Source organism: Coleofasciculus sp. FACHB-1120 (assembly GCF_014698845.1).
GTDB lineage: Bacteria > Cyanobacteriota > Cyanobacteriia > Cyanobacteriales > FACHB-T130 > FACHB-T130.
The window spans coordinates 122,149-134,837 of the sequence record NZ_JACJTV010000014.1; the positions used below are offsets into that span (position 1 = coordinate 122,149).

The window sequence follows — 12,689 nt, forward strand, 5'->3', positions numbered from 1 at the left end:
GGCTAAAAACAAAGGAGTATTTGTTGAACGCTAAAAGTGGCATTTTCCTATTAACTGTCGTCTGCATTGTAGTGACAGGACTTGCAGTATATTTTTTGGGAGGCATCGATCCGGCTCAACTCCAAACATGGCTGAACAAAGCTGGCATCTGGGCACCAATTATTTATATTGTTTTCTACACCGTGGCGACACTGTTAATCTTGCCTTCTACAGCACTAAATCTCACCAGTGGCGCAATTTTTGGCCCTTGGTTGGGGACACTTTGGACGAGTATTGCCGCCGTGATTGCGGCTGTAGTAGCTTTTGCCTTTACGCGCACGGTGGGGCGGGAATTTGTCGTTCAAAAGTTGGGTGGACGCTTGCAAGCGATTGATGCGGAGATGATTCAGGGTGGCTTATTCTATATGTTTGCCATCCGTCTACAGCCAGTGATTCCCTACGGCTTAGTCAATTTTGCCGCTGGTTTGACTTCAATTCGCTTTCGGGATTATCTGCTGGGAACCATTCTGGGAACCATCCCCGGAGTATTGCCTTTTGTAATGTTAGGAAGTTATGGCTTAAGAGCGCTAAAAACAGGTGATTTCTTGCCCTTAATTGGTGCTTTGCTATTAATTGCGATGTTGGTTGGGGGTGCGACTTGGTATCGTCGCCGCCGTACCGATCCTCGAAAAGCATTAGAAGAGATTGAACGGAAGCGCCTTCAAAATCCTCTAGATAAAACGGACGAGTAGCGATCGCATTCCGATTAACCTCCTGTTCTTACTCTTCCTTTGCGCCCTCTGCGTCCTTGGCGGTTCATAAAAAAAGCTCTTACCAATCAGAAACCTTCAATTCGTGCGGTGCCCTAAAAGTGCTGTCGGGGCACGAGGCACAATATCTGAATTAAATCCCCCTACTTGGTTAGTCCGGATTACCCACAAAGTAGCACCATTGTTCAATAAAATCGTAGCAATCTCATCATGCGCCCGTCGCGGTAACATCGTGCGCCAAGTGGTTGCTGCCTTCAGGATAGTAGTAAGGGTGCCGTCGGCTGTTCTGGTTCCTGCCAAATTCTCAGCGTTTTCTTGCCAATCCGAACGAATGATCCCCAGAGGCGCTAATTGCTTTTCAAGCGATCGCCCTAGTTTCACAAGTTGCTGAAATCGTAAGGTTTGAGCGTCAGTGGGATGACGCCGTAACCACTCTTGAATGCGAGGATTCGACGCCACCTGTTTCTCTACCTGCTTAATCGTCACAAAAAGCGCTTGGTTCGCATCTTGTACGCAAGAAGTTGAGGGTGTTACCACAGAACTACCCGTTCCATCTCCAATCCGGTAGCGTGCCATCATGATATCCAACTGGCGCATAAATTCCTTCATTGGTGACAGTTGGATGCCATCAAAATCATAATCTTGCGTCACAGCATCGAGCTTGACGATCGCATCAGATACAGGTCGATTTCCCAGCCAACCCCGCTGCAAATCTCCCATGTAAGTAGACCATTTCATGGTTCCAGCAATAATGCCATCAGGGTTATGGGCGTAAACTTGTCGATACTCGATGTCAAAGCGCAACTCATCCGTGAAGCGATCGCGCACGACCGTCGCAATGCCATAAGCAAAGTGTCCCGTAACTACGCCCAGCGGTTCGGTTTCAGGGTTTTTACCCCCAATGCCACCGTATGTATGAAGGACAATTGCTCGATCTCCCTCGCGCCATTTCGATACCGCTTCGTTAAATTGCTGACTTTTTGGATCGAGTAAAACTATTTTGGCGGTTCCTTTTTGACCTTCAGTATCTTTCCAAAGTTCTTTTTTGAGATAGGAGATGGCAGATTTCCGATTTACCCGTACTTCATCTGGTTGTAAACGCATCAAGGCGCGGGGTTCAATTGCCTGGGTAACCAACATTCCCTCTGCATCTTTTGCCCCATAAATGTACCAGCCTGCGGGATTGAGAGGAGAGTTTTCAATTCCTCTATTTGTTGACCGGGTAATCCCGTTGCGGTCAGATGGCACTTGAGGAATCCGAATTGTTTCTAAAGGGCCATCAAATTGTTTTGATTTTTTATTAAAGTGACGTACAACGAAGCGATCCGAAGGAGTCGCTGCGCTAACGCTATCTGTTTTCTCTCGTTTAATAATTGTCACTAAAGCATAGATCCGACCCGTGACTTGTACGGGTTCTTGGGCAATCCTCAGCGAGGGGCGTTCTTTTTGTTTACTGGTAACAACCACTGGATTTTTGAGTTCCACGATGACATCATCTTGAGGTCGCGCCCCAGCCAAGGATTCTAAGGGATCAACATTTTGCCAGTTGTTTAATCGCTCAGGATGTAAATTACCCGTTTTTTTACTGTCTTCAGTTGCCTGAATAAATTTGACATCTTGCGTTACAGCCTGGACAAATCTTTGCACTTCTGCATCCCGGCTCCATTCTAAATTTACAGTTTTTCCGACTAAATTCTGATGCGCGGGAGCGGCATTGTAAACTTCAAAAAGTACCGATTTTCCAGGTTGTCTCTGCTCTTTCGGTAGTAATATTAGGCGTCCTGTCCATACGCTGACGGGTTGATAAACACTCGATGAGATAGTGTTATTAACCGGATAAGAATTTGCTTGGTTTAATTGATTTTTGAGGTATAACTCATAATTTGATATATTGTTTTTATTCGCAGAATTCTTTAGTGTATAATAAATAAAAATTCCCGACCCCAAAAGCAGAAAAATCAGGCTAGCAAAAATCGTTAAAAACACCCGTTTAAATCGTTTAAGTTTAATCAAAATTTAATTTTAAAAATAATAAATATTGGCGGTTTTAAGCTTGATTAACCCAAAAAAGAAGGATGAAGTTTGAGATTCCGGCTGACAGTCTTAGAAAAAACTTTTCCTGTCCCCTTCAATCTTTTTCATTCTTCATCCTTTATCTTGTTCCTTTAGAAATGAGCCTGTGGTCCTGCCCAAGAATGGGTGATCGTTTGACCAAAAATGAGGGGTTTATCCTCAATTGCGGCTACGGTTTGACCCTTCAAATCAACAGCCCACAGAGGCCACTCTTCCTCGCCCAATTCGCCTGCTCGAAACAGAACTTGGTCTGGATTCGTGTGACTCCAGCCTAATAACACCGCGTTAGTGTAATCATCGTGGTTAGGAGAGAGAGTCGTAGTACGATTCTGCTGACGATCCCAAACAACGGCATAGTCAGAAGCATCGGACGTGCTAAACAAACCTTCAAATTGCCGTGCTAAGACGCGATCGCCCTTCGCCGACCAGGAAATGGGGATCAAGATAGCGATGATCCCCGGCATATCCGCTTCTTCGTTACTGACAAAGGGGTTGTCAGCCAAAGGAGAAGACGCCGAGATCGTTCGTAAATCTCCTGTCCTCAAATTTTCCACAAACATTACGCTGGAAATTCGGCATTGGTACAACTCCGGCTGCACCTGCAACTGAATCCGGCTGTAAGCAGCGTACTGACCATCCGGAGACACTAAGGAGGGGCTGCGATAGTAGCGCATCCCAGTGCCGCCATTGGCAGTAACTTCTGCATGAGTCGTCATTACCCAATTCCAAGGAACAGGATGAGGACTATCGAGGGGGTCGATTTGCACTACTGCTTGAGTCATGTCGGGAGCAGCTTCAGATAATTCCTTTCGGGCTTGCGGATATTGCATGGTAGAGGGACCTGCGATTGTAGACGCAGCCGTGCCAGCTAAGGCAAATGAGCTAGGAGCCATCAGCAGCGCAGCCGCAATAAGCGGAAGGTATGGTTGACTAGAGCACCATACTGAGCGGAAGAGGCGGATGAACATTGATTGGGGATTGGGTTGCTAAACGGCGTTTCTTGTGTGAGGAGTAACGCCCAAGGAACAGTGCAGCGTCCCTATATCTATATGTATAGCCACAAAACCCGTCAAAAGAAACAAAAGATGTAAAAAAATTTATCATATCTCAATGAATCCGGATTGATGGGTGAAACACCTTATCGCTCTTGCTATGATATTTTTCCATAAGACGGTCAAAAAGCAATTAAAAATTAATCTAAGGCAAGAAATTTTTTTAGGAGGTAGGTTGGCTGATTTCTACATACTTGCCTAGAGAGTGGCTGAGGGCTACCTAACAGCATCTCAACGGCAGTATAGGGTTATACCCAAAAGTATTTCTAAACGTCTCTTCGCGCAAGTTGATAATGCGATCGCCCATTTTTCTTGCTCTGGACAACGAAAAAAGCTTAATCGTATTATCAAATATTAATCTGTTGTCTGGATAAAAATGGGAAACCGAGTGACAAAACAAGAAGCACCATTTGCCGATAACACTTCCCCTCGCCGATCTACAGGCATTGGGCGGTTTTTACTGGTTTTCCTCTGGCGATTACTGTTGCTGGGGGTGGGGGGTGGTTTGGCTTGGGTGTTCGGTCTCGTCCTCGCGGGTGTCTTTCCCGACCTGACGCCAGAGGTGCCCCTGGTGGTGAAAGTGCTGCGTCGCGCCAAATCTGAGACATTAACTGCCTCCTCTACTTTTAAGCCATCTCAGTCGTCGCCTGCTGTCACCAGCGCCAGCCCCCCTGCCAAACTGAGTGCGGAACAAAGACGGCAACTGCAAGCAGAACTGCAACAGTTACAGGCGGATTTGCAGGCACTGCGCGATCGCACAACCAAACTGGAAAACCAAGCCGGTCGCCCCCAAGCGGGTCGCCAGAATTCCGCCGAACCGCTAGCCGCGCGGTTACAAGAAATCTCTCAGCAACTTCAAAGCGATCGCGTTCCCAATCCCAATCAAGTCACTGCCGCTTCTAAGGTCTCCGCACCATCCGATGCCTTGAAAGTCACCCTACCTAGCGACCGATTATTTGAAGCCAGGGATAGCGTTCTGCTGCCACAGGCACCCGTGCTTTTAGACACTGTTATCGCCGATTTACAGAACTACCCCGGTGCTACCATTCAAATTGCCGCCCATACTGATGACAGGGGTGACGCCACGGACAATCGAGAGCTGTCATTCCGACGTGCCCAAGCTGCTGAACAATATTTATTGACTGCTTTGAAGAAAAAATACCACATGATTGCAGTTGGTTACGGCGGAACTTTCCCCTTAGTAGAAAATAATAGCGATACTAACCGACAGCGAAACCGCCGCATCGAAATTGCAATTATTAGCCCTTAGTTTTTATGTTTTGCTAATCGCTAATAAAAAATTGCTTTTTAAGCAATACCCGTTACCAATTACCGTTCCCCAAGGAAATGAAAGTCATATTTTTTGGCACCCCACAGTTTGCCGTCCCTACCTTAGAACGGTTACTCACTCATTCAGAATTTGAAGTTTTAGGCGTTGTTACACAGCCGGATAAACGTCGAGGACGGGGCAACCAAATGATGCCTTCTCCAGTCAAATCACTCGCCTTGGCGCATCAGCTACCTGTTTGGCAACCGCAGCGGATTAAAAAAGACGAGGAAACACTCACTCAGCTACAACAGACAGATGCAGATGTTTTCGTCGTAGTGGCATACGGACAAATTTTGTCCCAACAAATTCTAGATATGCCCAAATTGGGTTGCATCAATGTACACGGCTCGATATTACCTAAATATCGGGGTGCTGCTCCCATCCAGTGGTGCCTGTATCATGGCGAAACAGAAACGGGGATCGCCACGATGCTGATGGATGCCGGGATGGATACAGGTGCAGTGCTGCTAAAAGCTCATACGCCTATTGGACTGTTGGACAATGCTCAAGATTTGGCGCAAAAGCTTTCCGAGACGGGGGCAGATTTATTAGTAGAAACCCTCCTGAAGCTGGAACGCCAAGAAATTGAACCGATTCCCCAAGATGAATCGCAGGCGACTTATGCGCCGCTGATTAAAAAGCCAGATTATTGCCTTGATTGGTCGAAAAGTGCGATCGCATTACATAACCAAGTCAGAGGATTTTTCCCGGATTGTGTGGCAACCTTTCGGGGGAATCCTCTCAAAATCAGCGCTACTGCCCCTCTGGGATCAGCTTACTGGCAAATCGCCCCAGAATTAAAAGCCCTATTGGATGGGTCTTCCTTGTCCTCTAGTTCGGGACACCCAGGCGAGGTGATGAGCATTGCCAAAGGATTTGGCCCGATTGTTCAAACTGGTGATGGACTGTTGCTGTTGCGAGAAATACAGATGGCTGGAAAACGTCCTCAGTCGGGTTGGGACTTTGCGAATGGGACTCGCTTAACAGTGGGGGAGAAATTAGAGAGTTTTGAGGTTTGAGTTGGAGAAGACTGGCAGCGATAGCGAAGCGCTGACTTGTCAGTTCGCATCTGAATTTTGAATTCCTCGGAGTCCATCTCCGTTGATGTAGCGCTGCAACTGACTACTGGTAATCCCGCTTCGCTCAAACTCATCAAGCTACACCAATTGTCCCCGTTGCCGCAGCGATCGCAACAAATTCATCTCATCTTATGGAATGGGATACAACCATTTGCGAAATAGTTGTGTTAAGCGCGGCATGACCAGGTAGGTGAGTAAAACAACGGTAAGTCCTGTGCTGATCAGTTGGTTGAGCAATATAGGAAACTCAGACAGCAGGGGCACCAGCAGACGATTTAGGATCGAGAGCGTGAGAAACACTCCCAACCACGTTACCAGTGCCATTTTGTAGCGAGGGGGTCGAGCCTGCATTGGCTTATTTGGAAGCGTAAACCAGGTTTCCAGCCCAGTCAGAGTTTGAATCGTTTCAGGCTTTTCAATCAATGGCTGCAATCGCTCAAGCCATTCCCGCCGAATATCGGATTCAATCCATGTTTTGAGGTTACTGTATTGATCAAATCTGACAATTGCCACATATTCAGGGTGAGCTTGATCGCATGGTCGAATCACATTTACGCCTAAATGTCCTTTAAATTTGTGGGCAGCCGTTGCAATACCATGCAACCATTCCTCATACCCTGCTTCACGCCCTGGTCGAACCATGTGGGAAATGATGGCAGTTACCTGCTGGGTTTCTTCTTCCGTACCAGTTGCCAACGGTTCCAGCATGAAATTTGACCTCAACATGGCTTTAGTGCAGGGAAAGGAGTGAATATTTAACGAGCGATCGCCGCTTTCAAAGCAGATTTCGCGTTGGCGATCGACAGATTACGCGCTTCATCACTTAGTAAGGGCTGGCTGTGGGTCTGACGATGATTTCGCTGATATCAACATCGTCAGGTTGCTCAATCGCAAATAGAATTGATCGTGCGATCGCCTCCGCCGGAATGGATAATTTACGGAATTCTTGCATTCCAATTCTTGCCGTTTCATCACTAATGCTGTTGGCTAATTCGGACTCGGTGACTCCCGGCGAAATCACCGTCACTCGAATGTCACCACCCACTTCTTGTCTCAATCCTTCCGAAATAGCGCCAACTGCAAACTTAGTCGCGCAGTAAACAGCCGCAGTGGGAGACACTGCGTGTCCGCCGATCGAAGAAAGGTTAATAATCTGACCCGCCTTTTGGGCTTTCATGACGGGAAGTGCTGCTGCGATGCCGTACAAGACCCCCTTGATATTGACATCAATCATGCGATCCCATTCTTCAACTTTAAGTTGTTCGAGTGCTGATAGCGGCATGATGCCAGCATTATTAATCAGGACATCAACTCGACCGAACTTGCTTTGGGCAAATTGCACGATCGCCTCTAATTGACTGGGTTGCGTTACATCAAGCGTCTGATATTCAGCGATTCCACCCTCTGCGTGAATGTCTTTGACGATAGTTTCCAAGCGATCGCTACGACGTGCGCCTAAAACAACCTTTGCGCCGTTTTTTGCCAGCATCCGAGCTGTAGCTTCACCGATTCCACTACTGGCTCCCGTAATAATAACGACTTTTCCATTTAAGTTCGACATTGCAGTCTCCTAATAATGTGCCTAAGCTGCGATGAGCGAAAGCGTTCTATATTTACAACTGGACTTGAGGCTAAAACAGAGAAGCGGTAGAAACATAACAAACAGAAAGAAGTAAAAGTTGATAACTTCTAACTCATGCTTTTCGCTTGGCATACCAGGCATGAATGAGAAGAGTTTGGAAGAACAACACAGGTGTATTAAAACCACTTGATGCAATGATTGATTCGACTTCAAAGGGCGGTAATACAGCAACATCCCGACCATAAGCAGCACGAAAATTATCAACTTCCTCAGCAGGTATTTCAGAATACCGCAGCATCCGCAACCAAATCTCAAGCAGACTTTGGTAGGCAGAAGTGGACATATCGGAAACAATATCAGAACTTACCAAATAGCCATTGGGCTGAAGCCGTGAAGCAATTTGACTAAAAAAGTTGCGACGCTCTTGGGGCTGCATAAAGAAGTGAGAAACCAGAAGACAAGTCGCGGCATCGAAAGCATCAGAGGAGGGCAGTGAATCGAGATAACCGCCGTGAAAAGTACAGCGTGGTGCTATGCCACTCTCTTCAGCACGTTGGCGACAGATATCAAGCATCGGTGCCGCAGGCTCTAACGCGGTAAACTGCCACTGAGGAAATGTTTGGGCGAGGTAAATCAATTCCGAACCAGTGCCCACGCCGACGCAAAGAATACGCGCCTCAGCAGGTAGATCGGAAAGTATGAGACGAATCAGCAGATGAAGTGCATCGCGTAGTGGGGCTAATTTAGCCAATCTTTGGTCATAGGAGGAAGCCCGTTGTTGATCAAAAACAATGGATGATTCTTGATTTTGCATGATAAAGCGAATGAAGTTGCAATCTGTATTTTGTACGGTTATTTTGAGAGGCTCGTGAAGCAAATTATTCGGATGTGTTCATCGTATGAATAAAATCTAGAATTTCAAATGCACAGACCTCGCGTTTTATTGCCTAATCCTCCAAATCTAGATTTCCTGAATCGGTAAGGATGGTCTACAATGCTCAACAGAACGGGATTACATGAGCCAGGAATCAGGATGGCGATCGCGAATCCATGCAAAGAACTGGCGGCACTCGTCACTCGCTACACCGATGGAAAAGGGAATGGTTTTCATCAAACAGCAGTAGATGGGCTGGAATTTCAACGAGAATCTTCTGTTTCTGCTGCGTTATGTGGTGTTAGCGAACCGCTCCTTGCCATCCTGGTTCAGGGTAAAAAGGAAGCGTTGCTAGGTGAGGAAACCTATCGTTATCGCGCGGCGCAATATTTAGTCGTTTCGGTTGATTTGCCACTGAGCGCATTTATTATCGAGGCAAGCCCAGCGCAGCCGTATTTAGGATTCAAGCTAAATCTAGATCCCCGTCAGCTCTGCGATATGATTACTGTCCAATCCAGTGCGATCGCAAGTCAGAAAAAGAACTCTACCAGAGGCTTATTCGTCAGCACTGCCGATGCCTCCTTACTCGATTGCGCTCTCCGATTGACACGGCTTTTGGATACGCCGCAGGATATCCCCATGCTGGCACCGATAATTATTCGCGAAATTTACTATCGTCTTTTAACGGGGGAACAAGGCGAAGCAGTTCGCCAAATTGCCACATCTGGCAGCACCATGCAGCGAATTGCTGAGGTGATAAAGCGGATTAAGGCTAATTTTGCACAACCGATGCGGGTTGAGGATCTCGCAGAGCAAGCCAGGATGTCTCCTTCATCGTTTCATTATCATTTCAAGGAAGTGACATCCATGAGTCCGCTGCAATATCAAAAGCAGTTAAGACTATTGGAAGCGCGTCGCCTGATGCTGGCGGAAAACTTCGATGCAGCGAATGCTGCCTATCAGGTAGGGTATGAAAGCGCCTCACAATTTAGCCGTGAATATTCTCGCCTGTTTGGTGCGCCGCCGATCCGGGATATTGAGCGCTTGCGTACTGCTTGAGTGCAGCCTGTTGAGAATGTCAAGTTTACGCGATCGCCCACCTTTGTGAAACACCTCCACTCAGGGATTGCACAACTGATTGTTGACGTCGGATAACTTCTGCCAGATCAACGGTAGGTGCATTGACGATGAGTCCTGAGATTGTTGAAGATTCAAACAGGCGATCGCTTGCGATCGCGCGTCAAATCTGTGCCATCCCGCCATCGACAAACAGCTCGATGCCGTTGACAAAGCTGCTGTCGTCTGAAGCGAGAAAGACAACGGCTTTGGCAATCTCATCGGGCGTGCCGACTCTTCCCAGGGGGATAGTGACGGCTTGGCTGTCCACGAATGCCTGCACCTGCTCATCACTCAGTCCCATCAGATTGTAGCCAGGAGTCGGCACGACACCAGGACTAATGGCGTTAACCCGGATATTGCGCTCTTTGAGGTCGAGTGTCCAATTACGGGCAAGGCAAACGAGCGCACAGCGGCTTTGGTAGCGCTGTAAACGCTGAAGGCTGGAGTGCCCACGGTAGAAGCAGTCGAGGCGTTCAGGATGATGGAAGCACCCGCAGGCAATAGAGGCAGTGCCTTCTGCACAGTGAACAGCACACCTTTGACGTTAGTGTTGAACGTTTTGTCAAACTCTTCTTCGGTGATGGCTCCGAGTGGGGCGATTTCTCCACCGCCAGCATTGGCGAAGATTACATCGAGGTGTCCTTGCTCTTGCTCGATCGTGGCGAATAGGCGGTCGAGGTCTGCCAAATTGGAAGCATCGCTTTGCACCCCTTTGATATTTTTAGCGATCGCTTCGACGGCAGCATCCAGTTCAGTTTGGCGACGACCCGTAATAAAAACATAAGCACCTTCGGCGACAAAGCGCTTATCCGTGGCAAGACCGATGCCGCTGGTACCTTCGGCGACAAAGCGCTTAGCCGTGGCAAGACCGATGCCGCTGGTACCGCCGGTGACAAGAGCGACTTTTCCTTCTAGTTTGTTCATGATGATTCCTGTTGTTGAGTGACTCTTAAAAATCTGCAAGCGGCGATTTTAGATATGTTGTCTACTACCAGTTGCAGCCGATTGTTCAATTGCATTGATGAGACGATGCAAAATCACAGCGTTTGTAAATGTCGGTGCTGTTTTTGTTCCACTTTTAAGATCGGCTTTAAGGTCGGCACATTGCCACGATCCCGATATCTGCATTTGCCGTCACATAGTTTTGCGGGATTTTGATGTCCTGCACAGCAGCATCTTCGCCTTGGCTATCCTAGATTTTAGTTTCGCCAAGTCCAGGATAGCCAAGTGAACTTGTGACAATCAGATCACTTTGCGTCCCATTAATCTCCACTCTGAAATTACTGCCCCGCGAGCAACCACCTCGAAAATGGACAGTTGCGTAAGTCCTGAGTTTTTTACTTGGCAAACAATTCTTTTCCTGCTAAAGCAGCAGCCACTCGTGCTACATTCGCACCATGATACTTGGCAGCTTCCAGCCTCTGTGGAGTAACGCCTGTCTGCTCCATATGTTCTCCCGCTGAGCGTCCATAGGGACCCCATTGCAGACCACCAAGAGGATATCCTGGTGTGATTTTGGGTAAAGGTACCATCACCATTCCCAGTTCAGCAAAGTTATTTAACAGCGCCAGCATGGTTAGCTCAGCGCCACCCCCTGTATTGCCGTAGCCGCCACCCGTCGCAAAGACAGCACCCACCTTCCCAATGAGGCTATCTTTAATCCAAAGAGGGCCGCAAACCTGGTCGATAAATTTTTTCACGCGCCAATCTGGACTCCCCATGTGTACAGGGGAACCAACAATCACAGCATCACTGGCGATTACATCATCTTCAATAACATCCTCAGCAAACTTTACCTCCACTTCAGTACCTGGAACTGATGTCACACCAGAAGCTACCGCTTCTGCCATCTTCTTGGTATTGCCGTAATCTGTTGCGTAAACAATTAAAACTTTCGTCACCTTTTACCTCATAATTATTGAAGTTGATAGCTGTTTGTGCATCAAATCACAATCACTACCCGGAGTCTAAACAAAGCTCATTAACGTGAAATATTGATGTGCCTGGGTTATTCCTTGATTGCCTTTTGTCGTTCAAATCCCGCTACCCTAAATGCTGTTTTAAAAACGTCAACGTGCGATCGCGTGATAATTCTGCGGCTTCTTGGCGATAAGCGGAACTACCCACGCGACTAAACCCGTAACTTACTCCTTCATAGCGATAGATTGTTACCAGGGGGTTGTCTTTGAGTTCTTGCTGAATGGTCGTTTGAGCGCTGGGTGACACATACTCGTCATTTCCAGCCATATGCAAGATCAGCGGTTTGTGAATCTTTGTCGCCTCTGCTAAATTCTTGTCAATCTCAACACCGTAGTAACTATCCCTCTTCTGTCACTCTCCGGGAAGGCAATCTCCAGAAGCCTTATCAGACAATCAATACAAGCTATCCTATTAGAAAAAGTTGGTAGCTGTATTTGTTGTTAGAAAAAAATCTGGCGATCGCTTCGTACACAAAGGCTCTAGAGTTCAGAAATGGCAAATGTTTTCGGAGAGTGACAGAAGAGGGCTATAGCGTTACGCAAATACGTTAGGACATTGTTTGAAAGCAGCGTCAACACAATCGCGAAAGCTATCAAACTCATCCCAGCGTTGCCGCATCCAATTCTTCAGCGCACTCCACCAATGCTCGATGTTGTTCAAGTCTGGAGAATAGGGAGGCAGATACCAGATTTTACACCCGGCTTCTGTGACAATTTCCTCAATTGTCACAGAATGGTAGAAACTAACGTCAGTACGGGATAATAAAAAAGCTGAATCTCTTTCCCAGTAAGGCTTGAAGCCGATGCACCTCCTCCCCAAGAGGAAAAGGAGGGGGATAATGCTGAAAATTT

The 12,689-nt window shown here is 47.3% G+C and carries 11 protein-coding genes and 2 pseudogenes; 4 read left to right on the plus strand and 9 right to left on the minus strand.

Annotated features, from left to right (window positions below):
* Positions 1-20: 20 nt before the first annotated feature.
* Entirely contained in the window at positions 21-731 is a 711-nt protein-coding gene (locus tag H6H02_RS14930; RefSeq protein ID WP_190819032.1) for a TVP38/TMEM64 family protein, read from the plus strand.
* Between the two features lie 96 nt (positions 732-827).
* Here the strand turns inward: H6H02_RS14930 and H6H02_RS14935 are convergent, their stop codons facing one another.
* Positions 828-2,735 (minus strand): abortive infection protein, encoded by a 1,908-nt coding sequence (locus H6H02_RS14935; protein ID WP_190819034.1) that lies wholly within the window; start codon positions 2,733-2,735, stop codon positions 828-830.
* Between the two features lie 179 nt (positions 2,736-2,914).
* On the minus strand, positions 2,915-3,715 hold the full coding sequence (locus tag H6H02_RS14940) for a hypothetical protein (protein WP_242040712.1): 801 nt from the start codon (positions 3,713-3,715) through the stop codon (positions 2,915-2,917).
* A 547-nt stretch (positions 3,716-4,262) separates the two neighbouring features.
* Between H6H02_RS14940 and H6H02_RS14945 the strand changes: the two genes are divergently transcribed.
* Positions 4,263-5,144 carry an OmpA family protein gene (locus H6H02_RS14945; RefSeq protein WP_347342614.1) on the plus strand — a complete coding sequence of 294 codons (882 nt, stop codon included), beginning with the start codon at positions 4,263-4,265 and terminating at the stop codon, positions 5,142-5,144.
* 77 nt (positions 5,145-5,221) lie between these two features.
* Positions 5,222-6,223, plus strand: coding sequence for a methionyl-tRNA formyltransferase (gene fmt, locus H6H02_RS14950; RefSeq protein ID WP_190819039.1), 1,002 nt, complete (start codon positions 5,222-5,224; stop codon positions 6,221-6,223).
* 189 nt (positions 6,224-6,412) lie between these two features.
* On the opposite strand, the gene H6H02_RS14955 is transcribed toward fmt, so the two are convergent.
* The 3 genes from H6H02_RS14955 to H6H02_RS14965 form a co-directional block, all read right to left on the minus strand.
* Entirely contained in the window at positions 6,413-6,991 is a 579-nt protein-coding gene (locus tag H6H02_RS14955) for an antibiotic biosynthesis monooxygenase (protein ID WP_190819041.1), read from the minus strand.
* A 115-nt stretch (positions 6,992-7,106) separates the two neighbouring features.
* Positions 7,107-7,844, minus strand: coding sequence for an SDR family oxidoreductase (locus tag H6H02_RS14960; protein ID WP_190819043.1), 738 nt, complete (start codon positions 7,842-7,844; stop codon positions 7,107-7,109).
* 133 nt (positions 7,845-7,977) lie between these two features.
* Positions 7,978-8,679: a class I SAM-dependent methyltransferase gene (locus H6H02_RS14965; protein ID WP_190819045.1), complete on the minus strand. Its 702-nt coding sequence runs from the start codon at positions 8,677-8,679 to the stop codon at positions 7,978-7,980.
* Between the two features lie 180 nt (positions 8,680-8,859).
* Between H6H02_RS14965 and H6H02_RS14970 the strand changes: the two genes are divergently transcribed.
* Entirely contained in the window at positions 8,860-9,798 is a 939-nt protein-coding gene (locus H6H02_RS14970; protein WP_190819047.1) for an AraC family transcriptional regulator, read from the plus strand.
* A 181-nt stretch (positions 9,799-9,979) separates the two neighbouring features.
* Here the strand turns inward: H6H02_RS14970 and H6H02_RS14975 are convergent.
* The 4 genes and pseudogenes from H6H02_RS14975 to H6H02_RS14990 all read right to left on the minus strand — a co-directional run.
* Positions 9,980-10,782, minus strand: a pseudogene (locus H6H02_RS14975) (SDR family oxidoreductase).
* A 413-nt stretch (positions 10,783-11,195) separates the two neighbouring features.
* Positions 11,196-11,759: a flavodoxin domain-containing protein gene (locus tag H6H02_RS14980; protein WP_190819049.1), complete on the minus strand. Its 564-nt coding sequence runs from the start codon at positions 11,757-11,759 to the stop codon at positions 11,196-11,198.
* Positions 11,760-11,901: 142 nt separating this feature from the next.
* Positions 11,902-12,165, minus strand: a pseudogene (locus H6H02_RS14985) (dienelactone hydrolase family protein); the annotation flags it as partial.
* A gap of 207 nt (positions 12,166-12,372) precedes the next feature.
* Positions 12,373-12,689: transposase (locus H6H02_RS14990; protein ID WP_242040714.1), on the minus strand; the 317-nt coding region annotated here is incomplete at its 5' end.